At 58.3% G+C, this 25,009-nt stretch carries 22 protein-coding genes; 10 read left to right on the forward strand and 12 right to left on the reverse strand.

The window, feature by feature from the left end; translation table 11 throughout:
• Window positions 1–140 precede the first annotated feature (140 nt).
• Window positions 141–1,049, forward strand: a complete 909-nt coding sequence (locus ABIE02_RS00550) for a LysR family transcriptional regulator (RefSeq protein WP_164540307.1) — start codon at window positions 141–143, stop codon at window positions 1,047–1,049.
• Between the two features lie 116 nt (window positions 1,050–1,165).
• On the opposite strand, the gene dcp is transcribed toward ABIE02_RS00550, so the two are convergent.
• Window positions 1,166–3,211 (reverse strand): peptidyl-dipeptidase Dcp, encoded by a 2,046-nt coding sequence (dcp, locus tag ABIE02_RS00555; protein ID WP_336994630.1) that lies wholly within the window; start codon window positions 3,209–3,211, stop codon window positions 1,166–1,168.
• 152 nt (window positions 3,212–3,363) lie between these two features.
• Between dcp and ydfG the strand changes: the two genes are divergently transcribed.
• Both ydfG and ABIE02_RS00565 read left to right on the forward strand, forming a co-directional pair.
• Window positions 3,364–4,110, forward strand: coding sequence for a bifunctional NADP-dependent 3-hydroxy acid dehydrogenase/3-hydroxypropionate dehydrogenase YdfG (ydfG, locus tag ABIE02_RS00560; RefSeq protein ID WP_032618025.1), 747 nt, complete (start codon window positions 3,364–3,366; stop codon window positions 4,108–4,110).
• Window positions 4,111–4,201: 91 nt separating this feature from the next.
• Complete coding sequence (locus ABIE02_RS00565) at window positions 4,202–4,888, forward strand: GntR family transcriptional regulator (protein WP_032618024.1); 687 nt, start codon at window positions 4,202–4,204, stop codon at window positions 4,886–4,888.
• 40 nt (window positions 4,889–4,928) lie between these two features.
• Here ABIE02_RS00565 and ABIE02_RS00570 read toward each other — a convergent pair whose 3' ends face one another.
• Window positions 4,929–5,360 carry a universal stress protein gene (locus ABIE02_RS00570; protein WP_032618023.1) on the reverse strand — a complete coding sequence of 144 codons (432 nt, stop codon included), beginning with the start codon at window positions 5,358–5,360 and terminating at the stop codon, window positions 4,929–4,931.
• A 263-nt stretch (window positions 5,361–5,623) separates the two neighbouring features.
• Here ABIE02_RS00570 and ydfZ point away from each other — a divergent pair, with 263 nt between their 5' ends.
• The gene (gene ydfZ, locus ABIE02_RS00575) at window positions 5,624–5,827 is read left to right on the forward strand and encodes a putative selenium delivery protein YdfZ (RefSeq protein ID WP_032618022.1); all 204 of its coding nucleotides are present in this window, start codon (window positions 5,624–5,626) and stop codon (window positions 5,825–5,827) included.
• Between the two features lie 44 nt (window positions 5,828–5,871).
• Here the strand turns inward: ydfZ and ABIE02_RS00580 are convergent, their stop codons facing one another.
• The 5 genes from ABIE02_RS00580 to ABIE02_RS00600 all read right to left on the reverse strand — a co-directional run bounded on the left by ABIE02_RS00580 (window position 5,872) and on the right by ABIE02_RS00600 (window position 11,726).
• A complete protein-coding gene (locus ABIE02_RS00580; RefSeq protein WP_336994631.1) occupies window positions 5,872–7,335 on the reverse strand; it encodes a mannitol dehydrogenase family protein in 1,464 nt (487 codons plus the stop codon).
• Window positions 7,336–7,616: 281 nt separating this feature from the next.
• Entirely contained in the window at window positions 7,617–8,996 is a 1,380-nt protein-coding gene (locus ABIE02_RS00585; RefSeq protein ID WP_059307995.1) for an MFS transporter, read from the reverse strand.
• Between the two features lie 53 nt (window positions 8,997–9,049).
• A complete protein-coding gene (locus ABIE02_RS00590; protein ID WP_117386567.1) occupies window positions 9,050–10,063 on the reverse strand; it encodes a Zn-dependent oxidoreductase in 1,014 nt (337 codons plus the stop codon).
• Between the two features lie 11 nt (window positions 10,064–10,074).
• Window positions 10,075–11,289: a D-mannonate dehydratase ManD gene (gene manD / locus ABIE02_RS00595; protein ID WP_032617959.1), complete on the reverse strand. Its 1,215-nt coding sequence runs from the start codon at window positions 11,287–11,289 to the stop codon at window positions 10,075–10,077.
• Between the two features lie 110 nt (window positions 11,290–11,399).
• The gene (locus ABIE02_RS00600; RefSeq protein ID WP_336994632.1) at window positions 11,400–11,726 is read right to left on the reverse strand and encodes a YnfA family protein; all 327 of its coding nucleotides are present in this window, start codon (window positions 11,724–11,726) and stop codon (window positions 11,400–11,402) included.
• Window positions 11,727–11,874: 148 nt separating this feature from the next.
• Here ABIE02_RS00600 and ABIE02_RS00605 point away from each other — a divergent pair, with 148 nt between their 5' ends.
• Entirely contained in the window at window positions 11,875–12,204 is a 330-nt protein-coding gene (locus ABIE02_RS00605; protein ID WP_059307997.1) for a DUF1283 family protein, read from the forward strand.
• 39 nt (window positions 12,205–12,243) lie between these two features.
• Here the strand turns inward: ABIE02_RS00605 and ABIE02_RS00610 are convergent, their stop codons facing one another.
• Window positions 12,244–12,954, reverse strand: a complete 711-nt coding sequence (locus tag ABIE02_RS00610) for a YnfC family lipoprotein (protein WP_081921635.1) — start codon at window positions 12,952–12,954, stop codon at window positions 12,244–12,246.
• A 106-nt stretch (window positions 12,955–13,060) separates the two neighbouring features.
• Between ABIE02_RS00610 and ABIE02_RS00615 the strand changes: the two genes are divergently transcribed.
• From ABIE02_RS00615 to dmsD, 5 genes are all read left to right on the forward strand, one after another.
• Entirely contained in the window at window positions 13,061–13,366 is a 306-nt protein-coding gene (locus ABIE02_RS00615) for a DUF1161 domain-containing protein (RefSeq protein WP_032617956.1), read from the forward strand.
• 150 nt (window positions 13,367–13,516) lie between these two features.
• A complete protein-coding gene (gene ynfE / locus ABIE02_RS00620; RefSeq protein ID WP_280713166.1) occupies window positions 13,517–15,955 on the forward strand; it encodes a selenate/tellurate reductase subunit YnfE in 2,439 nt (812 codons plus the stop codon).
• A 10-nt stretch (window positions 15,956–15,965) separates the two neighbouring features.
• The gene (locus ABIE02_RS00625; protein WP_059307999.1) at window positions 15,966–16,583 is read left to right on the forward strand and encodes a DMSO/selenate family reductase complex B subunit; all 618 of its coding nucleotides are present in this window, start codon (window positions 15,966–15,968) and stop codon (window positions 16,581–16,583) included.
• A gap of 1 nt (window position 16,584) precedes the next feature.
• A complete protein-coding gene (locus tag ABIE02_RS00630; RefSeq protein ID WP_336994633.1) occupies window positions 16,585–17,439 on the forward strand; it encodes a dimethyl sulfoxide reductase anchor subunit family protein in 855 nt (284 codons plus the stop codon).
• 43 nt (window positions 17,440–17,482) lie between these two features.
• Window positions 17,483–18,082 (forward strand): Tat proofreading chaperone DmsD, encoded by a 600-nt coding sequence (gene dmsD / locus ABIE02_RS00635; RefSeq protein ID WP_077227403.1) that lies wholly within the window; start codon window positions 17,483–17,485, stop codon window positions 18,080–18,082.
• Between the two features lie 16 nt (window positions 18,083–18,098).
• On the opposite strand, the gene atzF is transcribed toward dmsD, so the two are convergent.
• From atzF to ABIE02_RS00655, 4 genes are all read right to left on the reverse strand, one after another.
• The gene (atzF, locus tag ABIE02_RS00640; RefSeq protein WP_280713164.1) at window positions 18,099–19,898 is read right to left on the reverse strand and encodes an allophanate hydrolase; all 1,800 of its coding nucleotides are present in this window, start codon (window positions 19,896–19,898) and stop codon (window positions 18,099–18,101) included.
• The gene (gene uca / locus ABIE02_RS00645) at window positions 19,895–23,497 is read right to left on the reverse strand and encodes an urea carboxylase (protein ID WP_280713163.1); all 3,603 of its coding nucleotides are present in this window, start codon (window positions 23,495–23,497) and stop codon (window positions 19,895–19,897) included. Before uca ends, atzF begins: the two co-directional genes overlap by 4 nt.
• 151 nt (window positions 23,498–23,648) lie before the next feature.
• Window positions 23,649–24,281, reverse strand: a complete 633-nt coding sequence (locus ABIE02_RS00650) for an urea amidolyase associated protein UAAP2 (RefSeq protein WP_117386573.1) — start codon at window positions 24,279–24,281, stop codon at window positions 23,649–23,651.
• Between the two features lie 11 nt (window positions 24,282–24,292).
• Entirely contained in the window at window positions 24,293–25,006 is a 714-nt protein-coding gene (locus ABIE02_RS00655; RefSeq protein WP_032617940.1) for an urea amidolyase associated protein UAAP1, read from the reverse strand.
• Window positions 25,007–25,009: the final 3 nt, after the last annotated feature.

Raw genomic sequence — 25,009 nt, forward strand, 5'->3', positions numbered from 1 at the left:
TATCAAATGTGAGAAGCGGATGCCTGTGCCTGCAACAGACACGTATTTATTGGTTCCGGTCATAGTGAAGGCGTTACCTGAGCAAGACAATAATGCTAATGTTCATGACATATCGGACAAATATTCTTAAATGGTAAGCAATGGAATCCCTTAACGGCATCGCATTTTTCGTGCAGGCAGCAGAAGCCCGCAGTTTTTCCGGGGCCGGACGCAGCCTTGGTGTATCTTCATCAGCAGTAGGCAAAAGCATATCCCGGCTGGAAGAACGTCTGGGCGTTCGCCTTTTTCATCGCAGCACGCGCAGCATCACCTTGACCGCTGAAGGGACGCTGTTTCTTGAGCGTTGCCGCCGGATCCTGAGTGAAGTTGAAGCCGCCGAGCTGGAGCTGTCTGAAACTCAACAGATGCCCAGCGGGCGTCTGCGCATCAGCCTGCCTCTCGTTGGCCCGCTGGTGATGCCAGCGCTAACCGCCTTTATGCTTCGTTATCCTGAGGTTGAGCTGGATGTTGATTTTTCAGATCGCATGGTGGATGTGATAGAAGAAGGTTTTGATGTGGTGATGCGCACCGGCGAACCTACGGATTCACGCCTCATGTCCCGTCCGCTGGGCAGCTACCGGCTGCAGCTGGTCGCCTCCCCGGACTATCTTAAACGCCATGGAGTGCCAGAGCTTCCTGCAGAGCTATCCCATCATGCCTGCCTGCATCACCGATTTCCGAGCACCGGCAGGCTGGAGCCCTGGCCTCTGACGTGTGGACCTGACGCTGAGGAGCTGAAACTCCCCACAACGATGGTATGTAACACCTCGGCAGCCTTGTTGGATGTCGCGACGGCAGGTCTGGGTATTGCGTGCCTGCCTGACTTCATGGTGCGTCAGGCCGTGGCTACAGGCGAACTGTTACGCGTACTGGATAAATATATTGATCATCAGGGCACGTTCAGGCTGCTCTGGCCATCCAGTAAATACCTTTCGCCTAAAATACGTGTGTTCATAGACTTTATGGTCGGTACCCTCTTTGCGGAGATGGAGTCTCAAAAAGAGAGATAAGGGCGTTTTAGCCAGGGGGTCGGCTTCGCAGTGATGACCAATTTCACCGCAATAAAGAATTTTGAGTACAAAAAACCGGGCATTGCGCCCGGCTTTGCTTCCAGCCTGAAAAAGCTCTACGCAGTTAACCCGCGATTCACCAGCATCGGCTCAATCTGCGGATCGTGTCCGCGCCATGCCCGATAAAGTTCCGCTAAATCCGTGCTATTCCCGCGGGACAAAATCGCCTCGCGGAATTTCTGCCCGTTTTCGCGGTTCAGCCCGCCCTGCTCCACAAACCACTGATAGCCGTCATCGGCCAGCATTTGCGTCCAGAGATAGGCGTAATAACCTGCCGCATAGCCGCCGCCGAAGATATGGGCAAAGTAGGAGCTGCGATAGCGCGGCGGTACGGCGGGGAGATGCAATTGCTCACGCTCCAGCGCGGCGACTTCAAATGCCTCCACATCGTCTGGCGCTTCGCTGGCACTTAACCCATGCCAGTTCATATCCAGCAGCGCGGCGCTGAGCAGTTCGGTCATGTCATAGCCTTTATTGAACTGGGTGGCACTGAGCATTTTCTCGCGCAACGCGTCGGGCATCGGCTCCCCGGTTTCATAGTGGCGCGCATAGTGAGCGAAGACCTGCGGATGGCTGGCCCAGTGCTCGTTGATTTGCGACGGGAACTCCACAAAATCGCGCGGTGTGTTGGTGCCAGAGAGCGTAGCGTAACGCTGGCTGGCAAACAGCCCGTGCAGGGTGTGACCAAACTCGTGGAACAGAGTGATCACATCATCCCAGGAGATCAGCGCGGGTTGGCCTTCCGCCGGTTTTTGATAGTTACAGACGTTATAAATCACCGGACGCGTCCCGAATTCATGGGACTGTTCGACAAAGTTACCCATCCACGCCCCGCCGCCTTTTGAGTCGCGGGCGAAGAAGTCACCGTAAAACAGCGCCATCCCTTCGCCGTTCTGGTCAAAGATCTCCCAGACCCGCACGTCAGGATGATAAACCGGGATATCATTGCGCTCTGCGAAGGTAATGCCGAACAGTTGGGTCGCCGCCCAGAATACGCCGTCGGTCAGCACCCGGTTAAGGGCAAAATAGGGTTTAACCTGTGATTCATCCAGGGCGTACTTCGCCAGCCGCACACGTTCAGCGTAAAACAACCAGTCCCAGGCCTGCACGTCAAAGCGGCCCTGCTCGTCATCAATCACCTTCTGGATATCGGCCTGTTCCAGCAGTGCACGACCACGTGCGGCCGGGACGATACCGCGCATAAATGCCAGCGCGGCGTCAGGGGTTTTTGCCATCTGATCGGCAATTTTCCAGCTGGCGTAGCTGTCGAAGCCCAACAGCTCAGCCTGACGCGCCCGCAGCGCAACCAGACGACGAACCAGCTCGCGCGTGTCGTTGGCATCATTTTTTTGCGTACGCAGCCAGCCTGCTTTGAACAGATTTTCCCGGGTCTGGCGGTCTCGCAGCTGTTGCAGGGCCGGTTGCTGGGTGGTGTTGAGCAGCGGGATCAACCAGCGATCGCTCAACCCCTTATCCGCCGCCGCCCCGGCAGCCGCATCCAGTTCGGCCTTGCTCAGGCCATCAAGCTGATGAGGATAATCCACCACCAGCCCACCCGCTTTATCGGCGGCCAGCAGACGCTGGTTAAACTGGCTGGTGAGCGTCGCCGACTCGGTATTGATCGCCTTCAGGGCCTGTTTTTCCGCCTCTCCCAGCCGGGCACCGGCGAGGATAAAGCGCTGGTGCAGCTCCTCGATCAGGCGAAGAGACTCCGCGTCTGGCGCCATCGTCTGCCGCGCCTGGTAGACTGCATCCACCCGGGCAAAGAGGGCGTCATTCAGCCAGATATCATTGGCCAGCGCCGCCAGCTCGGTGGCGATCGCCTCTTCCAGCTGCTGCAAATGATCATTGGTGTGCGCCGAGGTCATGGCAAAGAAAACATTGCTCACCCGGCCCAGCAGGCCGCCGCTGTGCTCCAGCGCCAGCACGGTATTGTTAAAGTCAGGCGCTGCTGCGGACCCGGCGATGGCTGCGATCTCGTCGCGTTTCTGGCGAATGGCTTCGTCAAAGGCCGGGCGATAGTGACTATCGTCAATCAGATCAAAATGCGGCGCCTGGTACGGTAGCAGGCTGTTTGCGAAAAAGGGGTTAGTGCCAGACATATCAGACTCCTGAATATGATGAATCTCACCAGAGTAGGCCAGCCCGGCAGTCGCTGCAATCGTTGTCACCCGACGGAGCAAAAAGTGGCCTTACTCTGCGCCAGATCACATGCTATGGTAGTACTACACAAAAAGCGTTGAGGAACAGTGACATGATAATTTTAGTTACCGGGGCGACAGCAGGTTTTGGTGAAAGCATTACGCGTCGCTTCGTCGCCAACGGCCATAAGGTGATTGCCACCGGCCGTCGTCAGGAGCGTCTGCAAGAGCTGAAAGAGGAACTTGGCGACAGCATTCTGACCGCGCAGCTGGACGTGCGTAACCGCGCCTCCATTGAAGAGATGATCGCTAACCTGCCGGCGGAATGGCGCGACATCGACGTGCTGGTCAACAATGCCGGGCTGGCGCTGGGGCTGGAGCCTGCGCACAAAGCCAGCGTTGAAGACTGGGAAACGATGATCGACACCAACAACAAAGGCCTGGTCTATATGACCCGCGCTGTGCTGCCAGGTATGGTCGAGCGCAACCGCGGCCATGTGATCAACATTGGCTCCACTGCGGGAAGCTGGCCTTACGCGGGCGGCAATGTCTATGGCGCGACCAAAGCGTTTGTGCGTCAGTTCAGCCTGAACCTGCGCACCGATCTGCACGGTACCGCTATCCGCGTAACGGATATCGAGCCAGGTCTGGTTGGTGGGACCGAGTTCTCCAACGTGCGCTTCAAAGGCGATGATGACAAAGCCGGTAAAACCTACGAAAACACCACTGCCCTGACGCCGGATGATGTCACCGAAGCCGTCTGGTGGGTGGCGACCCTGCCGAAGCACGTCAACATTAACACCGTTGAAATGATGCCGGTCAGCCAGAGCTTTGCCGGTCTGAGCGTCCATCGCGGATGATTTTTCCAGACCTGGTCTGCGGGCCAGGTCTGGGATGCCCGACAAAAGAATGGTAGTATTTATCGGTTAATTTTCTGAGAAATCACAACCAATGGCCGCTGAATCGCAACTTAATCCTACCCAACCTGTTAATCAGCAGATTTACCGAATTTTGCGCAGCGACATTGTGCATTGTTTGATCCCGCCGGGAACGCCGCTCTCTGAAAAAGAGGTGTCGGTCCGCTTTGATGTCTCCCGCCAGCCGGTTCGCGAAGCCTTTATTAAGCTGGCTGAAAACGGCCTGATTCAGATCCGCCCTCAGCGCGGCAGTTACGTCAATAAAATCTCCCTTACTCAGGTGCGTAATGGCTGTTTTGTGCGTCAGGCTATTGAGTGCGCAGTGGTGCGGCGGGCGGCGAGTCTTATCGACGATCATCAGTGCTACCTGATTGAGCAAAACCTGCATCAGCAGCGCATCGCCATTGAACGTAAACAGCTGAATGATTTTTTCCAGCTGGATGACGAGTTTCACCAGAAGCTGGCGCAAATTGCCGACTGCCAGTTGGCCTGGGATACCATCGAAAATATCAAGGCCACCATAGACCGGGTGCGCTATATGAGCCTTAACCATGTCTCGCCACCTGAAATGTTGCTGCGTCAGCATCATGATATTTTCAGCGCGCTGGAAAAACGCGACGCTGATGGGGTGGAAAAAGCGATGACCCTGCATCTGCAGGAAATTGGCGAGTCGGTGCAGTTAATTCGTCAGGAAAACAGCGACTGGTTCAGCGAAGAGTAATGATTGCGCATCCCGACCCGGGTCGGGATGCAGCGCGTTATTATCGTACGACAAGAACCGGTAATTTGGCGTAGCGTAATACCGATTCTGCATTTGAACCCAGCAGATGGGTCGTAATCCCCGGTTTTTTTGAGCCGATGACGATGACGTCATATTCCCCTTCGGCACTCATCGCTATTATTTCATCGCGAACGCTACCGAAGCGCACTTCTGTATGAATATGTGCCGGGTCAATATCAAATAAACGTTTTAAATCCCTGAGCTTTTTCTCTGACTCTGCGGCCATATAGGTTTCAAACTTTTTAATATCAGCAGAAAAACCGCGCAGCATGGCCCTACTGTTGACGGGCAGAACGTTGAGCAGCGTGATGCTGGCGTTATCCGCACGGGCAAGGAAACTGGCATGCCGTACCGCTTTATCGCTTAACTCCATTTCAAAGACATCAACTGGCATTAATATTTTCTTATACATACGCCCTTCTCCTTAATAACGATAAATTCTTTTCCTGAGGACTTCAGGATGACAGGGCAATATCAAACCAACCTTAAACGATTTCAGTATGTAACTATCAATATACGTAAAGAACTGTCCGGCTGCGCTTATTCATAGCCCCTGTAAAAAGTGTGATATTGATCGAAAACAAAAACAGCAGCAGCCAACAGGCGTATTAATAGGCCCCCGTGAGCGGCAGGAAATTACATGTCGCTTCGGTTTGTTAGAAAGGAGAAATTATTATGATGACTTACGACCGTAACCGTAATGCTATTACCACCGGCAGCCGTGTAATGATTAGCAGCACTGGCAACACAGGCAAAATCAGCGCCATTCACGGCGAAGGGCTGAGTGCCGCGCAATTACGTCGCAGTAAAACGGTAGAAGTAGAAGGCTATGAAGGCCGCTTCGAACCGGTTGAACTGATCCGTCTGGGGATGCACTAATTCGTGCAGCGTCATGCCGCCGCGAACGGCGGCATGGAATGGCGTCAGATTGCCGCAGCGTATTGCGCGACCGTGGCTTTCGCTCCTTTCTCCAGCAGAGTGAGATACGCGCTCATCACCGCGTCGATAAAGACCCCGTCCAGCGGTAACTCATTACCAAAGATCGCTTCAATGCCCAGCAGCGCGTTGACCCGGCTCTCTCCTTCGGCACTGCTCTTCACCGCTTCCTGAATCGCTGACAGCAGCGGATCGCAGACGTCAATGGCTGTCCCCTGTTCATCGACGCCCCCTACATAGCGCATCCAACCCGCAATACCCAGCGCCAGTAACGGGAAGCTGCGCTGATGCGCACGATGCCAGCGCACAGAGTCCAGCATACGCTGCGGTAACTTCTGACTGCCGTCCATAGCAATCTGCCAGGTACGGTGGCGCAATGCCGGGTTGCTGTAACGCGCAATCAGCAGGTCTGCATAACGTGCTAAATCGACACCTTTTACTTTTAACGTCGGTGCCTGCTCGTTCAGCATCAGGGCATGTGCAGCAGCGCGGTAATGGCTGTCTTCCATGCAGTCATTGATGTGCTGATAACCCGCCAGATATCCAAGATAGGCCAGGAACGAGTGGCTGCCATTAAGCATGCGCAGCTTCATCTCTTCGAAAGGCACCACATCGGCCACCAGCTCCGCGCCGGCTTTTTCCCACTGCGGTCGCCCGGCCACGAAATTATCTTCGATTACCCACTGACGGAACGGCTCACAGGCCACCCCTGCCGGGTCGCGTACGCCGGTAATTTGTTCAATTTTCGTCAGAGTATCGGCCGTGACGGCAGGCACAATGCGATCCACCATGGTGGACGGGAAGGTCACGTTAGCGTCGATCCAGTCAGCCAGTTCGCTGTCTACCGCGCGGGCATAGGCACAGGTGACATTGCGCATCACATGGCCGTTCTCTGGCATGTTATCGCAGGACATTACCGTAAAGGCAGGCAGACCCGCCGCTTTGCGTCGCGCCAGCGCTTCTACGACCACGCCAACGGCGGAAACCGGGGTATGCGGTTGTTGCAGATCGGCAGCGATTAACGGGTGATCAAGCATTAACTCCCCGGTGGCGGGCGAGTGACAGTAGCCTTTCTCGGTGATGGTTAACGAGACGATCGCCACCTGCGGTTCACACATGGCAGCCAGTACCGCTTCCAGCCCATCCACCTGGGCGTGCAGCGCTTTTTTGACCACACCCACCACTCGCGCCGTCCAGGCATCGGCTGACATTTCTGCCACGGTGTAAAGGTTATCCTGCGCCTTGAGATCCGCGATCTGCTGCTCACCGCCAATCAGGTTGACCTCGCAGTATCCCCAGTCGCTGTCGTGCTCTGCTGCCAGCATATCGGCATACACCGCCTGATGGGCGCGATGAAAGGCACCAAAACCCAGATGTACGATGCGCGACCTGAGGTTATCGCGATTGTAGTGAGGCAGCGTGGCTTGCGCATGTAATAACGGATTTTTCATGTTAGCACTCGTCAATGTGATTAAGCAGGCGTTGCGGGCGGGTGTTAACCCCTGACCCGACGCACTAACCCAACTAGAATGGTAGATGGAATAAAAAATTCTCTGTGGTTAACCATACTGATTGTTGTCAGCGGGATATTGATTTACGTTAACTTTTCACCATCTGGTGTGACATAAATTGAAAGTTGTGTGACAGCTTTCGATGTAAATCACAATGCGGTAAACCACGCAGAGAGGGATAAAAAAAGACTCCCCTGCATCGGCAGGAGAGTCATCAGATATCAGGAGATAACGCGATGTTTATTGTTCATACCCAGCGCAGCAGCTTTGTCTTCTGCGGCATCGCCCAGGATGCTCAGGTCACGGTCACGCACTTCCGGCATCAGCAGGGCTGAGATCAGGCCGATAACGGAGTAGACCACCACCATCACCGCAATTGGCCACCAGGAACCGGTCATGTTGCAGAAGATCCCCGCCAGCACCGGACCAAAACCAACCGCCACCAGACCGCCCGCCTCTTTCGATATCGCCATGCGGGTGAAGCGGTTACGGGAGCCGAATATTTCGGCCATGGTGATATTTTCCAGTGCAAACAAGCCCAGTACGGCAAAGTTATGGATCACGATAATGGACGTCATGATCACCCCCGGTGTATTCGATTTATCGACAATGAGCGACAGCATCGGATAGGCCAGAATAATGGCGGAAATGTTCAGCAAAATATAAGGCAGACGACGGCCATATTTATCAGACAACCAGCCCAGCAACGGAATGGTAATAAATCCAAGGATGGAGCTGATCATCAGGGCATCCGTCGGGATGGCTTTGTTGAACAGCAGCGTCTGTACGAGATAGCCCGCAAGGAACGTCTGGATCAGACCGGAGTTACCCGCCTGGCCGAAACGCAAGCCTGTCGCCAGCCAGAACGATTTGCTCTTCACCATCGCTCCCAGGGTATTTTCCTGCGCGGCTGCCTGCGCAGGGGCTTCTTCAGCATTGACCTGCTCAAACACCGGACTCTCTTTAAGATTCATACGCAGCCAGATGGCAAAGATCATCACCACCACACTGGCCAGGAATGGCACACGCCACCCCCAGGCCAGCAGCTCTTCACGGTCGAGAGCAAAGAACATCACCGCCCAGATCGCCGTGGCGCTGAGGGTCCCGCAGTTGGTGCCCATGGCGACAAGCGAAGAGATAATGCCGCGTTTCCCTTTCGGGGCATATTCCGCCAGCATAGTGCCCGCGCCGGAGATTTCGGCACCCGCGCCCAGCCCCTGGATAATACGCAGCGTCACCAGCAGCACCGGCGCGAAGATACCAATTTGCGCATAGGTCGGCAGTACACCAATCAGGGTGGTACAGATCCCCATCATGGTGATGGTGATAAACAGCACCTTTTTGCGCCCCACGCGATCGCCCATTTTGCCGAAGATAAAGGCCCCGACGATACGGGCAATATAGCCCGCACCGTAGGTCCCCATCGCCAGAATCAGCGCCATCGCCGCCGACTGTTCCGGGAAGAAGATCTCGTGAAAGACTAAGGCTGCGCCCAGCGAGTAAAGCTGGAAGTCCATGAATTCTAACGCGGTGCCCAGCCACCCGGATACCGCGGCTTTGATCAGGTCAGATGTGGATCTTTCATGTTGTACTTGAGTCATAATGGCTATCTCAACAGGGTAAGATGCGTACCGCTAAACCGCATTCATAGTAATTAGAACGTCAGCAACACCTTGCAGCACTGCCGCTGGTCTTTCTCAAACAGTTCGATGGCGTCTTTAACATGTTGATACTCAAAGGCGTGAGTAATCAGCTTGTCGGGGTCGATAAGCCCCTTCGTCAGCCAGTCGATTACCACCGGGAACTTATTGGCGTTAAGACGGGACGAGAAAATGGAAATTTCTTTGCCGGTAATCCCCTGCTGCACGATCTGGCTCGGCTCACTGGAGAAGCCCATCAGCACAATACGCGCCGCAGGCGAAGCCAGGGTGACCGCTTCCTGCAGAATGGACGGATGGCAGGCCGCGTCGATAATCAGCGTCGGCTTAATGCCCTTCTCTTCCAGCAATGCTGGCAGGGACTGGCTGCCGTTGTTGATGACCCAGTCGGCTCCGCTGCGCTCGGCCATTGCCAGGCGCTCGTCGATGCGATCGACCACAATCACCTGTTTCACCTTATAAACGCCTTTCAGCGCCTGAACGGTGACCAGCCCCATCGGACCCGCGCCATAAATCAGCGCCACGTCCTGTTCCGTCGGGCTGGCGTGGCCGGTGACGTTAGCTGCGATGGTGAACGGCTCCACCATCACCGCATGCTTATCGCTGATTGCATCCGGGATAACCCAGGCATTTTTAGCCGGTACCACAGCGTACTCACTGAAGCCGCCGTCGCGATGGACGCCCAGCACCACCAGCGAGGTACAGACGTTCGGTTTGCCGACCGAGCACGGATAGCAGTGGCCACAGCTGATCACCGGATCCACCGAAACGCGCTGCCCCAGGCGAGCGGTATCGACGCCGTCGCCGACGGCATCAATCACGCCGAAGAACTCGTGGCCGATCACCCGCGGATATTTGGCGAAGGGGTTATGGCCGCGATAGATATGGCTGTCGGAACCGCAAATCCCCGCCAGCTTCACTTTGACGCGCACCTCGCCCGCCGCGGGGGTCGGTAACGGGCGATCTTCGATCACCAGGGTATTGGGTTGTTGAATGACGATACTTTTCATTTTCGGCTCCTTTACCAGTTCCACAGCGTGCCATCTTCAAGACGTGCAACCGGCAGGTAGGCTGGATCGTAGGGGTATTTCGCTGCCAGTTTTTCGTCAAAGTCGATACCCAGCCCTGGCTTCTCGCCCGGATGCATATAGCCGTCTTCAAACGTCCAGTTATGGTGGAAGACTTCCAGCATCTGCTCGGAATAGCCCATGTACTCCTGCACGCCAAAGTTTGGTACCCACAGGTCAAAATGCAGTGCCGCCGCGTGGCAAATCGGCGACAGATCCGATGGGCCGTGCGAACCGGTGCGTACCTGATAGAGCGAGGCAAAATCGGCAATCCGACGCATCCCGGTGATGCCACCCGCGTGGGTGATGGTGGCGCGGATATAGTCTATTAACTGCTCTTCAATCAGCTGCTTACAATCCCAGATGCTGTTGAACACTTCGCCCACCGCGATCGGCGTAACGGTATGCTGGCGGATCAGGCGGAAGCACTCCTGGTTCTCTGCCGGGGTCGGATCTTCCATCCAGAACATGCGGTACTGCTCGATGCTCTTGCCGAAGCGCGCGGCTTCAATGGGCGTCAGACGGTGGTGCATGTCGTGCAGCAGGTGTTCATTGAAGCCATATTTGCTGCGCACGGCGTCAAACAGTTTCGGAGTAAAATCGAGGTACTTTTCGGTTGACCACAGCTGTTCTTCCGGCCAGTTACCTTTGGTGGCGGGTTCATACGCCAGCCCTTTCCCTTTAGACATACCGTAAGTGGTTTTCATTCCCGGCACACCGCACTGAACGCGGATGGCTTTGAATCCCATCTCTTTATGTCGAGCGTAATCTTCCAGCACATCGTCAATCGTGTGGCCGGTGGTATGGCAGTAAACCATTACCCCTTCACGGGAGGCACCGCCCAGCAGCTGGTACAGCGGCATATTGGCGGCTTTGGCTTTGATGTCCCACAGCGCCATATCGATAGCAGAGATCGCCGACATGGTGACCGGGCCACGACGCCAGTACGCGCCTTTATAGAAGAACTGCCAGATATCTTCGATGCGGTGGGCATCACGACCAATCAACTGCGGGCAGAGATGATCTTTCAGGTATGAGGCCACGGACAGTTCGCGGCCATTTAAAGTGGCATCCCCCAGGCCAACGATCCCTTCGTCGGTAGTGATTTTCAGCGTAACGAAGTTGCGCCCTGGGCAGGTGACAAAGACTTCAGCCCCTACAATCTTCATATTTCGGTTCCTTACATCTTTCGTTGTGATGAAGGAAATTTACGCAACAACCCTACTACCATACAAGTATGAAGATCAAAAAACCCTCGCTGGATCACACAATGAGGCGCTTACGCGCGCCGCCAGCCTGCCACGATAATCAACATGCCGCACAAGGCGATCACTGCACCGGCCCAGTCGTACGGGCTTAACTTCACGCCATCCACCACCCGTAACCACAGCAGCGCCGTACAGACGTATACGCCGCCGTAAGCAGCATAGACGCGCCCGCTGGCTGCAGGATGCAGGGTTAGCAACCAGACGAAGAGCGCCAGGGCGATGCCCGCAGGAATGAGCAGCAGGACTGATGCGCCTTTCTTTAGCCACAGCCAGGGCAGGAAGCAGCCGATAATTTCGCACAGCGCGGTGGCAAAAAAGAGCAGCGTTGTTTTAAACATATTTAGCGTTGTCTGAGGAGTGATGCGTTATCATACCCGAATGTGAAAGGATCCTTTCCACATGCCTGATGTGGGTTTGCCCTTAACATGGACTGTTATAGAATCTGCGGTGGGGATTCGAATTTCCACCATCCATAAGGAAATTGCTATGCGTAAATTGAGCACACGTCTCTGTCTGGTTGCCCTGCTGGCTACGGTCTTCGTCGCGCCAGTATCCGCCAACACCAGCAAACTGATTATTGAATCCGGCGACAGCGCCCAGAGCCGTCAGAATGCCGCCATGGATAAAGAACAATGGAACGACACCCGTAGCCTGCGCCATAAGGTGAATACCCGCGCAGAGAAAGAGTGGGATAAAGAGGATGTGGCCTTTGATGCGCGGGATAAATGCCAGCAGAGCGCCAACGTCAACGCCTACTGGGAGCCGAACACCCTGCGCTGCCTGGATCGCCGCACTGGCCGGACCATGACCCCCTGATCTCTGCCCGACCGTACCGCGCAGCCTGCTGCGCGGTGCTTAGTAGTATTCGATACTGTTTTTGATGGTGTACTTGCGCGAAACCGCAGGCTTCACGGTCGCATCCACAATCACCAACTCGCACTCCTCCGGGTTGTTATGCCGGTCGTACTGGCAGGTCTGCTTCACATTTCCCAGCGGTTTATCGTTCAGCAGGCTCACGGCGGTATAGTCCATTCTTTTACGCTTGTCGGCAGACGGTGTTGCCGTAATCGACAGGTGCTGCTCCCCGGCCACGGTGGTTTTACCCAGCGGATAACCGTCGGTGTCGTAGCGATAACGGACTTCCATATTTTTGCCGTGGGCGCTGACGATAAACCCGTTGTCATCGGTATCCCATGAAATGCCCGACGCAGGCATCTCTGCCAGCTGGCATTTACCCTGCAACCGCAGCTTTTTCTGCTGGGTCTGGGCATCGAGATAGTAGTTAGCATCCAGCACCAGGGCGATGCCGGAGTTCGACTCCAGATCCTGCATTTCCAGGCTATCAAAACAGCCCTCTGCCGATAGCGTGCCGCTGACGCGCTTCGCCACTTCCCCTTTGTCATTGAAAAGTGTTTGGCTGAAGTCCTTCACCGGCCCGCGAAGCGGATCAAAATCGAACTCATTAGAGAAGCTGGCCATCTCTGGCGTAAACGACAGCGGCGCACTGGCGTTGTCACACCCCGCCAACAGACCTGCCAGAAGAAGCATAAGCGCGTGTTTATTCACATGACCTACCAATAGATGAAGATAATTCCCGGTCATATTAGCAAATACAACCATTTACATTAACCCTGCTACTATTATAGTCACACCCAGTCGTAAGGAGGCAGAGATGAAACGGTTACCCTGGATTACTGCACTTTTGCTGGCGGGGATTGCCCCGGCCGCGCTGGCGGCACCTGATAACTGCGAGCGGATCAAAAGCGATATTCAGCAGCGAATCATCAACAATGGCGTACCGGAAAGCGGCTTTATGCTGAACATCGTGCCGAACGATCAGGCCGATAAACCCGACGCCGAAGTGGTCGGTCATTGCGCCAACGATACCCTTAAAATCCTCTACACCCGCACCAGCAGCGGAAATTACCCGGTAAGCGGAGGTGGCACTCAGGCCCCGGCGCCGCGCGAACCGCAGTAGAGATTATCCCCCGCCCGGGCGGGGGAATCCCCTTTGTTTTGATATACATTAATATTATCTCCCCCTTAATAGGTAACACTGCCACTCCATTAGCCTGATCCTAATCACGGCTTAAAACGTTCATAGATAACGAACATTATGGAGTGAGCCATGTCAGATAATGCGCAAAGCGGCGGGATCAGCCGCCGCACCCTCGTTAAATCTTCTGCCCTCGGATCCCTTGCGCTGGCCGCCGGCGGCTTGTCATTACCCTTTGGATTACGCCCTGCCGCAGCCGCCCTCAAACAGGCCCAACAATCCGGCCAGGATAAAGTGGTCTGGGGTGCTTGTTCGGTTAACTGCGGCAGCCGTTGCGCGCTACGTCTGCACGTGCGGGACGACGAGGTATTCTGGGTCGAAACGGACAATACCGGCGACGATATCTACGGCAACCATCAGGTTCGTGCCTGCCTGCGCGGACGCTCGATCCGGCGGCGTATTAACCATCCTGACCGGCTGAATTATCCCATGAAGCGCGTCGGTAAACGCGGCGAAGGCAAGTTCGAACGCATCAGCTGGGATGAGGCGCTGGATCTGCTCGCCAACAGCCTGCGCGACGTCGTGACTAAATACGGCAACGAAGCGGTCTACATTAATTACAGTTCCGGTATTGTTGGCGGTAACATTACCCGTTCTTCGCCCTATGCCTCTCTGGTAGCGCGTCTGATGAACTGTTACGGCGGTTTTCTCAGCCATTACGGTACTTACAGTACAGCGCAAATTGCCTGCGCGATGCCCTATACCTACGGCAGCAACGACGGCAACAGCACCTCGGATATTGAAAACAGCAAGCTGGTGGTGATGTTCGGTAATAACCCGGCGGAAACGCGCATGAGCGGCGGCGGGATCACCTATTACCTTGAGCAAGCGCGCGAACGCTCGAATGCGCGCATGATCGTCATCGATCCTCGTTACACCGATACGGCTGCCGGACGCGAAGACGAGTGGATCCCCATCCGTCCGGGCACCGACGCCGCGCTGGTGGCCGGTATCGCCTGGGTACTGATCAACGAAAATCTCGTCGATCAGCCCTTCCTGGATAAATACTGTGTCGGGTACGACGAAACGACGCTGCCGGAGGGCGCCCCGGCCAACGGCCATTACAAGGCGTATATTCTGGGGCACGGCGAGGACGCCACCGCCAAAACCCCGGAATGGGCCGCAACTATCACCGGGATCCCCGCCGACCGTATTATCAAGCTGGCGCGGGAGATCGGTACGGCTAAACCTGTCTATATCTGCCAGGGCTGGGGTCCGCAGCGCCAGGCCAACGGCGAATTGACCTCTCGCGCCATCGCCATGCTGCCGATCCTCACCGGCAACGTCGGTATTAACGGCGGCAACAGCGGCGCGCGTGAATCGACATACACCATCACCATCGAGCGAATGCCGCTGCCGGAGAATCCGGTCAAAACGCAGATCTCCTGCTTCAGCTGGACCGACGCCATCGCCCGCGGGCCGGAGATGACCGCCACCCGCGACGGAGTGCGCGGCAAAGAGAAGCTCGACGTGCCGATCAAGTTCATCTGGAACTACGCTGGCAACACCATCATCAACCAGCATTCAGACATCAATAAAACCCACGACATTCTGCAGGATGAGCGCAAGTGCGAAATGATTGTGGTGATCGACAACTTCATGACCTCGTCGGCGAAATATGCCGACCTGCTGCTGCCCGATCTTATGACCGTCGAACAGGAAGACATCATTCCCAACGATTACGCCGGGAATATGGGCTATCTGATCTTCCTCCAGCCGGTAACCGCGCCGAAATTCGAACGCAAACCCATCTACTGGATCATGAGCGAAGTGGCGAAACGCCTCGGGCCGGATATCCATCAACGCTTCACCGAAGGCCGCACCCAGGCGGAGTGGTTGCAGTATCTGTACGCCAAAATGGTGGCCAAAGATCCACAACTCCCCTCTTACGAAGCGCTAAAAGAGATGGGCATTTATAAGCGCAAGGACCCTAACGGTCACTTCGTGGCCTATAAGAAATTCCGCGAGGATCCCGAGGCTCATCCGCTTAAAACCCCGTCAGGCAAAATCGAGATCTACTCCAGTCGGCTGGCAGAGATCGCCCGCACCTGGGAGCTGAAGGAGGATGAGACGATCAGCCCGCTGCCGGTGTATGCCTCGACCTTCGAAGGCTGGGATTCGGACGATCGCGGTCAGTTTCCGCTGCAGCTGTTCGGCTTTCACTACAAAGCCCGCACCCACTCCAGCTATGGCAATGTGGACGTGCTGCAGGCCGCCTGCCGCCAGGAAGTGTGGCTCAACCCGGTTGATGCCCAGAAACGCGGCATTAAAAACGGCGACATGGTGCGGGTCTTCAACACCCGCGGCGAAGTGCGCATTCCCGCCAAAGTGACCCCGCGGATCATGCCGGGCGTCAGCGCCATGGGCCAGGGGGCGTGGCATCAGGCCGATATGCAGGGTGACCGCGTTGACCACGGCGCCTGCATGAACACCCTGACCACGCACCGTCCGTCGCCGCTGGCGAAGGGCAATCCACAACACACCAATCTGGTGCAAATCGAGAAGGCGTAAGGAGTAGCCGATGACCACTCAGTATGGATTTTTTATTGATTCCAGCCGCTGCACCGGGTGCAAAACCTGCGAACTGGCGTGCAAGGATTACAAGGATCTCACCCCGGATGTCAGCTTCCGCCGTATCTACGAGTACGCGGGCGGCGACTGGCAGGAGGACAACGGCGTCTGGCACCAGAACGTCTTCGCCTACTATCTTTCCATCTCCTGCAACCACTGCGAGGACCCGGCCTGCACCAAAGTCTGCCCCAGCGGGGCGATGCACAAGCGCGAAGACGGCTTTGTGGTGGTGGATGAGGATGTCTGCATCGGCTGCCGCTACTGCCACATGGCCTGCCCGTACGGTGCGCCGCAGTACAACGCCGCCAAAGGCCATATGACCAAGTGCGACGGCTGCCATGAGCGGGTGGCGGAGGGCCAGAAGCCCATCTGTGTCGAGTCCTGCCCGCTGCGGGCGCTGGACTTCGGCCCGATTGAAGAGCTGCGCAAGAAACACGGCAAACTGGCCGCTGTCGCGCCGCTGCCGTCGGCGCACTTCACGAAGCCGTCTATCGTCATTAAACCCAATGCCAACAGCCGACCCACGGGTGATACCACCGGCTATCTGGCTAATCCGCAGGAGGTGTGAGATGGGAAACGGATGGCATGAATGGCCGCTGGTCATTTTTACCGTACTAGGCCAGTGTGTTGTCGGGGCACTGATTGTGGCGGGCGTCGCCTGGCTGCGGGAGCGCGACCCGATGGCGCGCAACCGGCTGGTGCGCAGCATGTTCTTTTTATGGCTGGTGATGGGCGTGGGCTTTGTGGCCTCGATCCTGCACCTCGGCTCACCGCTGCGCGCCTTTAACTCCCTTAATCGCGTCGGCGCATCCGGCCTGAGCAACGAAATCGCCAGCGGGACGCTCTTCTTTGCCGTCGGCGGCTTCTGGTGGTTAGTGGCCGTGCTCGGCAAAATGCCCGCGGTGCTGGGCAGGATCTGGCTGGTGCTGAGCATGGTGCTCGGGCTTGTCTTTGTCTGGGCGATGACCCGCGTGTATCAGATAGACACGGTGCCTACCTGGCACAATGGCTACACCACCCTGAACTTCTTCCTGACCATGCTGCTCGGCGGCCCGCTGTTCGCCGCCCTGCTGGTGCGGATGGCGAAGGTGCCGTTTCACGCGCATGTAGCAGCAGGCATCGCCGTTGTCGCACTCTTGGTCAGCGCGGCGGCGGTGGTTCTGCAAAGTCACGATCTCGGTTCGATCCACAGTTCTGTCCAGCAGGCCAACGCCCTGGTCCCGGATTATGGTTCCCTGCAGGTCTGGCGTATCATGCTGCTCGCGGCCGGTCTGGGCTGCTGGCTGTGCGCGCTGGTACGTCGTAAAGTGCCTACGCCAGCAGGACTGGCGCTGGGGCTGCTGCTGGTGGTGGTCGGGGAGCTTATTGGCCGTGGCGTCTTCTACGGCCTGCATATGACCGTGGGTATGGCGATTGCCGGATAATCTGTGCGCGCGGGGCAACCCGCGCCGTTCAAGGAATGCAGTAATGAATGAAGGTTTTGCGTTTACCGCCCGGGTACTGGGCGCACTGTTTTATTTCGCCCCTGACAGCGAGCAGGCTGCACCGCTGGTGGCGGCGTTGACCGGGGGCGACTGGCAGCAGGACTGGCCGCTGACGTCCGGGCAGTTAGCCCCTGTCGCAGAGATCCTGCGCCAGCCGTCTGACGAAGCGCTCCCGGATGCCTGGCAGCGGCTGTTTATTGGCCCCTGGGCGCTTCCCGCGCCGCCATGGGGATCGGTCTGGCTGGATCGCGAGAGCGTACTGTTTGGCGACTCCACTCTGGCACTGCGCCAGTGGATGCGCGACAACGGCATCGCCTTTGAAATGGCGCAGAATGAACCGGAAGATCACTTTGGCACCCTGCTGCTGCTGGCCGCATGGCTGGCCGAAACGGGCCGGGATGCGGAGCGGGATCAGCTGCTGGCCTGGCATCTTCTGCCGTGGAGCACGCGTTTTCTTACCCTGTTTGTCGAAAACGCGGGCCACCCGTTCTACCGTGCGCTGGGACAGCTGGCGCAGTTGACGCTGGCAGAGTGGCAATCCACGTTGTTGATCCCGGTAGCAGAAAAGCCGCTGTACCGTTAACGAGATGCCTGGCTGCTCACCCCTGGTGGGCAAGCCAGGCTCTCCAGCCACCAAACGCCGTTATCTCCTGCGCCCCCTGCAAACCATACTCTTCGCAGATAAACCCAGTTAACCAGCGCCCGTCCTCCAGCTCCACTTTGCCCAGTCCCAGCGGGGCCGGGATGCCTGCCAGAAACGACCCCACTTCAGTATGGGGCAGTTCCCATACCTCAACGGCAATGGCCGCTCCCTGCTCCCGGTCGCGCACCATGCCGGGGCGTTTTCCTTCAGCCAGAGCGTAAAGCCGATAGTGCGGCGCGCTGTGGGTTGCTTCCCGCAGGACGGCTCCCCGCTGGCGCAGCTGGTGGTTGAGCGCCAGCCCGTCCAGATGCGCCCCACAGACCACGACCGACAGGCGATCGTGAGTGGCGGGGGTAGCCGGTGCAGCAATCTGGATCTGGCGATCGCCGGGTAAGGCCAGGTTCTGGTGACGTTGTAACGCCCCGGCAAGGCTGAGCAGATACTGGTCGGTGAAGGCCCGACCAAACAGCGTCACGCCCGACGGCAGGCCATTCGCCATTACACCCGCAGGCACCGCCACGGCGGCGTAGTCCAGCAGGTTCATGAAGTTGGTGTAAACCCCAAGCTCGGAATTGCGTTTAACCGGCTCCTCCGCCAGCTCTGCCAGCGTCACCGGGCGCGGATAGGTCGGGGTGAGCACACAATCCAGTTCCGCCATGATTTCGTCGCACAGGGTTTTGAAATGCTGGAGTTTGTACTGGGCGTCAAACGCCGCCACCGCGTCGGTGCCGGGGGCTTTGCGCAGCACATCGCGGATCACCGGCAATACTGCCTCCGGCTGCTGCTCAATCAGTTTTCCGGCAACGTGATAGCGCTCCGCCACCCACGGGCCGTCGTACAGTAGCGTCGCCGCCGCTAAAAACGGCGCAAAGTCGATGGTCACCGGAACGCCGCCCAGCGCCATGAGTCGCTCACGGGCGCGGTGATAGAGCGCTTCGCTCTCCGCGCAGCCGAGGAACTCCAGGTGGTCCGGCACGCCAAAGCGGAAACCTTTCTCAGGCACCCCAAAGGCCTGCGCCCCGTTCCACGCCGGGTTGGCGCGGCTGTAGTCGTCGCGCGGGTCCTTCACCGCCGTCAGGGCCAGCAGCTGACTGGCCTCGTCAGCGGTGGCCGTGAAGAAGGTCACGCAGTCCAGCGTCCGACAGGCTGGCACCACCCCGGCGGTGGAAATTAACCCTTTGGTGGCTTTCAGCCCGACCAGATTATTCAGCGCAGCCGGTACACGACCGCTCCCGGCGGTATCCGTGCCGAGGGCAAAGCTCGCCAGCCCCAGCGCCACCGCCAGCGACGACCCGGCGCTGGAGCCACCCGAGGGATAATCCGCATTCACGCTGTTACGACAAAGCCCGTAAGGCGAGCGCGTGCCGTTTAAGCCGGTGGCGAACTGGTCAAGATTGGTTTTACCCAGCGGAATTGCCCCCAGCGCAATCAACTGGCCGACGATGGTCGCATCCTGCCCGGCCCGGTAAGCAAACGCCGGGCAGGCGGCGGTGGTCTCGATACCCGCCAGATCGATATTGTCTTTGATGGCAAAAGGCACGCCATAAAGCGGCAACGTCTGCGGCGATGCACCGTCCAGCGCGGCGAGGTACGGCTCCAGTTCTTCGGAGGTAAGGAGATAAATAAAGGTGTTGAACTCCGGGTTTAACGCCAGCGCCCGCTCGCGCAGGGTGGCGATCACTTCCCGCGGCGTAAAACGGCCATCACGGTAAGCCTGTGCCAGGGCATCAAGCCGTAAATCAAAGGGATGCATCATGCTGTTTTCTCCAGAACCACTACACACTGACCCGCGCGCACCGACGAACCCGGCTGGACACGCACCTGGCTAACCACGCCGTCCTGCGAGGCCAGCAGCGGGATCTCCATCTTCATTGACTCCAGCACCACCAGCACATCGCCCTCGCGTACCGGCTGACCGGGTTCGACATTGACTTGCCACAGGTTGCCGGAAATCGGGCTGTCGATACCCGCCTGTCCTGGCTGGAGCGGTGCATCTTCGCCCTCCTCCGCCAGCACATCGCTGCTGTCGAAATGCGCCTGGCCGTTGGCAATCCAGCGCTCACGCTCGGCGTTAAAAGCCCCCTGTTGATGGGCGCGAAACGCCTCTATGCCCTGGGCTTCGTCAGCCAGGAACTGCTGATACTCGGCCAGTTTCAGGGTGGTGTGCTCGATGCGCAGCGGATAGCGCCCCAGCGGGAAGTCGCGACGGATGGTGATCAACTCCTCAGCAGAGACCGGATAGAAGCGGATCTGGTCGAAGAAGCGCAGCAGCCAGGGCTTGCCGCCAAAATCATCGACGGCGTGATAGCGATTCCACATCTGTAACGTCCGGCCGACAAACTGATACCCACCCGGCCCCTCCATGCCATAGACGCACAGATAGGCCCCGCCGATCCCCACCGAGTTTTCCGCCGTCCAGGTACGCGCCGGGTTGTATTTGGTGGTGACCAGACGATGACGTGGATCCAGCGGCGTTGCCACCGGCGCACCGAGATAGACATCCCCCAGCCCCATCACCAGATAGCTGGCGTCAAACACCGTTTTGTAGACCTCATCGACATTCGCCAGATCGTTTATGCGGCGAATAAATTCAAGGTTACTCGGGCACCAGGGCGCATCCCGCCGCACGGTGGTCATGTATTTGTCGATGGCTTTCTGGCAGGCCGGGTCGTCCCAGGAGAGCGGCAGCCAGACGATGCGCGACGGCACGTCCAGCGACGCCTGCTCGCAGACGTCATGCCAAATCCCGGCCACGCTATCCAGCAGGCTCGCCAGGCTTAGCGCCTCGGGCTGATAGTGAATTTGCAGCGAGCGAATGCCCGGTGTCAGATCGATAATCCCCTCAAACGCCCGCGCCTCCAGGGCCTGCATCAGGGCGTGGGCGCGAAAACGCAGGACCAGATCCAGCTCAGGATCGCCAATCTCCAGCAGCAGATGGGTATCGCCGGAGAGACGCGCCACCAGCCGTTTATCGCCCTGTCCTTGCTCCAGCACCACTGGTGAGGCCTTTTCCGCTGGCTGCCATTCGAGCTGCTGCGGGTGCAGGCTGCGGATCTCCGCCTCCTGCGCCTGGGCCAGACGTCGGGCCGTGGCGATATCAACCGGGACAAAGCGCACTTTGTCACCCGCTTTCAGCTGCCCGACCGCGTGCAAATCGGCTTCGATGATGGTGACCGGGCAGACAAACCCGCCCAGGCTTGGGCCATCCGGGCCGAGGATCACTGGCATATCGCCGGTAAAATCCACCGCGCCTATGGCATAGGGATTATCGTGGATGTTCGACGGATGCAGCCCCGCCTCGCCGCCGCTGTCCCGTACCCACTCGGGTTTCGGGCCGATCAGGCGCACGCCGGTGCGGCTGGAGTTGAAATGCACTTCCCAGTCGGTAGCGAAGAACGTCTGCATGTAGTCAGGGGTGAAATATTCCGGCGCACCGTGCGGGCCAGAGATCACCCGCAGCTCCCGCACCGCCGCCAGGCGGGTGCGCAAGGCCTGCGGCAGCGCCTGCTCCGGGCACGGCGAGGTTAACGGCGAAATGTGCAGGACGTCGCCGGTACGCAACGCGCGTCCGGCGTGACCGCCAAACTGCCCGAGGGTAAAGGTACTTTTGCTGCCGAGATAATCCGGCACGTTAAACCCGCCGCGCAGGCACAGATAGCTGCGCACGCCAGCGTCAGCAATATCGCCCATCCGCAGCGTCATGCCGCGTCGCACATGAATAATCCGGTTGTTTTCCAGCGGCTCGCCGTCCAGGCTAAGGTCAATCTCGGCCCCGGTCACCACCAGCTGGGCATCGCAGTTGAATTTAAGCGTCGGGCCGCTGAGGGTGATCTCCAGCGCCGCGGCGCGGTCGTCATTGCCCAACAGACGGTTGCCGAGACGCAGCGCCCGGCTGTCCATCGGCCCGGAAGGTGGCACCCCCACCGCCCAGTAGCCCGTGCGCCCCGGGTAGTCCTGCACCGTGGTTTGCGTGCCAGCGCTCAGCACCTCAAGGGTGAAGGCCTGATACTCCAGTCCTTCCAGACAGCGGGTCCAGGGTTCGCCGCGGGCGAATGGCGTAAAGGTCAAAATCTGCTGCAGATAGCTGCGGTTCGTCTCCACGCCGTACAGGCGGGTATCACCCAACGCGGCGAGCAGGGCATTGATGCCCGCGTCGCGCGTGGGTCGCCAGGCGATGATTTTCGCCAGCATCGGGTCAAAAAATGGCGGGACTTCGCAGCCGGACTCTACCCAGGTGTCGATGCGCAGGGTACGGCGGTCATCCGCCGGGAACACCACTTCGGTGAGCAGACCCGGAGAAGGCTGGAACTGACGACCCGGATCTTCGGCATAGACCCGCGCCTGAATGGCATGTCCCGACGGGGTGAGGCTTTCAGCCAGGGCGGCCAGCGGAGGCAGCGTTCCGGCCGCCAGCTCTATCATCCAGCGCACCAGGTCCACGCCCCACACCTGCTCGGTAACGCCATGCTCCACCTGCAGACGGGTATTGACCTCAAGGAAATAGAAGCGAGCGGCGTCGCTGTCATAGACAAACTCTACCGTGCCCGCGCTGCGGTAGTTAATCGCCTTGCCCAGGGTGATCGCGGCCGCACAGAGCGCATCGGCCATCCCCTCCGGCAGGTTAGGCGCGGGCGTCTCTTCCAGCACTTTCTGGTTACGGCGCTGTACCGAGCAGTCGCGCACACCGAGGGCAATCACCTCCCCCTTGCCGTCGCCAAACAGCTGGACTTCAAGATGCCGCGCCCGCTCGATGTACTTCTCAATAAAGACGCCCGCATCGCTGAAGTTATTTTTGCCCAGCCGTACCACCGCATCGAAAGCATCCACCAGTTCCGCGGCGGTATAACACACGCGCATCCCGATTCCACCTCCGCCCGCGGTGCTTTTCAGCATCACCGGGTAACCCACCTGCTCTGCCGCCTGCTGCGCCTCGTTCACATCTGCCAGCAGTTCAGTGCCTTCCAGCATTGGCACGCCGTGGGCTTTGGCCAGCGCCCGGGCGGTATGTTTCAGGCCAAACAGGCGCAGTTGCTCCGGCGTGGGACCGACGAAGGCAATACCGGCTTGCTCGCACGCCTCGGCAAAGGCGGCGTTTTCCGACAGAAAGCCGTAGCCCGGATGGATGGCCTGAGCACCGCTGGCTTTTGCGGCGGCGATAATGTTGTCGCTGACCAGATAGGTGTTCGCCGCCGGGCCGTCGCCCAGGCTCAGGGCCTCGTCGGCCTCGCGAATATGCAGGCTGCTGATATCCGCCTCGGAATAGACCGCCACGCTGCCAATGTTCATGGCGCGCAGCGTGCGCAGAATGCGGCAGGCAATCGCCCCGCGGTTGGCAATCAGGAGTTTTGTCAACATAGTTCAGACTCAATCGTGGCGGGTCGTCCCGCCGAAAATTGGCTCACCGCATGGTCGTCCACGGGGAAAAACGTTTAAGGCAGGATGCGTCCGGCGCGGACTTCAAACAGGCGATACAACGCCTGACGCAGGCGCTGCCAGCGGGTGGGCGTCAGTTCCATACCAGTACCTCCGCAGGCGTCGGGTTCCAGCCGTTGCAGGGGTTGTTCAGCTGCGGGCAGTTGGAGATCAGCACGATGACGTTGCACTCTGCGCGCAGCTCGACATATTTCCCCGGCGCGGAGATGCCGTCGGCAAAGGTCAGCCCGCCCTGCGGGGTCACCGGCACATTCATAAAGAAGTTGATGTTGGCGCCGATATCGCGTTTGTGGAGGCGACCATCGTGCAGACAAGCGCAGAGGAAGTTGTCCCGGCAGCTGTGCATATGACGTTTGTCGAGGGCATAGCGCACGGTATTGCTCTCCTGAGCGCAGGCTCCGCCAAGAGTATCGTGACGGCCGCAGGTGTCGGCCACCAGGGTCAGCAGCGGATTGCCGAGGTTGGAGTAGAGCACGCTCCCGCTGGTGAGATAGGCATTGTTCTGGCGGCGCAGCGTGCGCTGTGCATCGTAGCGTTCGCGCGGGTTATCGGCGTTATAAAACAGAGTATCCACCGCCTGGTTGCCCTCCAGATCGAGCAGGCGCAGGGTCTGGCCTTTTTTCACTTCGAACAGGTAAGGCTCGCCCGCCGGGATCACATGGCGGAAGATCGCATCCTGGGGCTGTTTTTCGCTGACAATGGTCATAGTGCGGCTCCTTACAGGGCGAAAAGTTGCGTATTGGTGATGGCGCGGCTGTTTTCCGGGCGCGTGAGGAGTGCGTTAATGGCCGCCTCTTCGTCCCCGGCCTGCCGCCAGCTCAGCTGTACCGGGCGCGGGGCATACTCGGTGGAGGGGTCCATCGGATGCTGCAAGGCGGTCATCACGATCAGGGTGTCCATCGGGGCAAACAGCTCCACGTAGCTTCCCGGCCGGGAATGGTCGCGATGGAAGCTGAACTGCCCCTGATCATCTACGGTGACTTTGCTGAAGAAGTTCACCACCATCAGCAGATCTTCGAGGTTGAGATCCCACTTACCCATCTCTACCAGCAAATTGTCGGTGCCGTTCCGGTAGAAGCCGTTGCGCAGCTCCTGATAACGTCCCTGACCATATTTTTCCGTGACTTCAGCGGCGTTAAGCACGCCGCCAAAGGGATCGTGCCAGCCAGAGGTGTCGGCGATAATGCCCGCCAGCACGCGGCCCATATCCGAGTAAAAACAGTGCCCGGCGGTCAGGCGCGCAGTGTGCTGGCCTTTCAGGGTGTCCGGCAGGTTCAGGCGTTCGCTCTTCTCGTGCGGGTTAAGCATCATCAGGCTGACGTTCGCCCCGCCGTCGATGTCGGTCATCCGCAGGATTTGCCCGCGCTTAAGCACAAAGGAGAGGTGGCCGCCGCCCGGCAGGGTCTCTTCGCGTAATGTTGTCGTGTTCACAGG

Origin of the sequence: Leclercia sp. 1548 (assembly GCF_050435045.1) — a bacterium.
In the GTDB taxonomy this organism is placed as follows: Bacteria; Pseudomonadota; Gammaproteobacteria; order Enterobacterales; family Enterobacteriaceae; genus Enterobacter; species Enterobacter adecarboxylatus.

Bases quoted from the DNA above. Each gene is read 5' to 3' on its own strand.
- ABIE02_RS00550 (WP_164540307.1), top strand. From the start codon at position 141: ATGGAATCCCTTAACGGCATCGCATTTTTCGTGCAGGCAGCAGAAGCC.
- dcp (WP_336994630.1), bottom strand. From the start codon at position 3,211: ATGTCTGGCACTAACCCCTTTTTCGCAAACAGCCTGCTACCGTACCAG.
- ydfG (WP_032618025.1), top strand. From the start codon at position 3,364: ATGATAATTTTAGTTACCGGGGCGACAGCAGGTTTTGGTGAAAGCATT.
- ABIE02_RS00565 (WP_032618024.1), top strand. From the start codon at position 4,202: ATGGCCGCTGAATCGCAACTTAATCCTACCCAACCTGTTAATCAGCAG.
- ABIE02_RS00570 (WP_032618023.1), bottom strand. From the start codon at position 5,360: ATGTATAAGAAAATATTAATGCCAGTTGATGTCTTTGAAATGGAGTTA.
- ydfZ (WP_032618022.1), top strand. From the start codon at position 5,624: ATGATGACTTACGACCGTAACCGTAATGCTATTACCACCGGCAGCCGT.
- ABIE02_RS00580 (WP_336994631.1), bottom strand. From the start codon at position 7,335: ATGAAAAATCCGTTATTACATGCGCAAGCCACGCTGCCTCACTACAAT.
- ABIE02_RS00585 (WP_059307995.1), bottom strand. From the start codon at position 8,996: ATGACTCAAGTACAACATGAAAGATCCACATCTGACCTGATCAAAGCC.
- ABIE02_RS00590 (WP_117386567.1), bottom strand. From the start codon at position 10,063: ATGAAAAGTATCGTCATTCAACAACCCAATACCCTGGTGATCGAAGAT.
- manD (WP_032617959.1), bottom strand. From the start codon at position 11,289: ATGAAGATTGTAGGGGCTGAAGTCTTTGTCACCTGCCCAGGGCGCAAC.
- ABIE02_RS00600 (WP_336994632.1), bottom strand. From the start codon at position 11,726: ATGTTTAAAACAACGCTGCTCTTTTTTGCCACCGCGCTGTGCGAAATT.
- ABIE02_RS00605 (WP_059307997.1), top strand. From the start codon at position 11,875: ATGCGTAAATTGAGCACACGTCTCTGTCTGGTTGCCCTGCTGGCTACG.
- ABIE02_RS00615 (WP_032617956.1), top strand. From the start codon at position 13,061: ATGAAACGGTTACCCTGGATTACTGCACTTTTGCTGGCGGGGATTGCC.
- ynfE (WP_280713166.1), top strand. From the start codon at position 13,517: ATGTCAGATAATGCGCAAAGCGGCGGGATCAGCCGCCGCACCCTCGTT.
- ABIE02_RS00625 (WP_059307999.1), top strand. From the start codon at position 15,966: ATGACCACTCAGTATGGATTTTTTATTGATTCCAGCCGCTGCACCGGG.
- ABIE02_RS00630 (WP_336994633.1), top strand. From the start codon at position 16,585: ATGGGAAACGGATGGCATGAATGGCCGCTGGTCATTTTTACCGTACTA.
- dmsD (WP_077227403.1), top strand. From the start codon at position 17,483: ATGAATGAAGGTTTTGCGTTTACCGCCCGGGTACTGGGCGCACTGTTT.
- atzF (WP_280713164.1), bottom strand. From the start codon at position 19,898: ATGATGCATCCCTTTGATTTACGGCTTGATGCCCTGGCACAGGCTTAC.
- uca (WP_280713163.1), bottom strand. From the start codon at position 23,497: ATGTTGACAAAACTCCTGATTGCCAACCGCGGGGCGATTGCCTGCCGC.
- ABIE02_RS00650 (WP_117386573.1), bottom strand. From the start codon at position 24,281: ATGACCATTGTCAGCGAAAAACAGCCCCAGGATGCGATCTTCCGCCAT.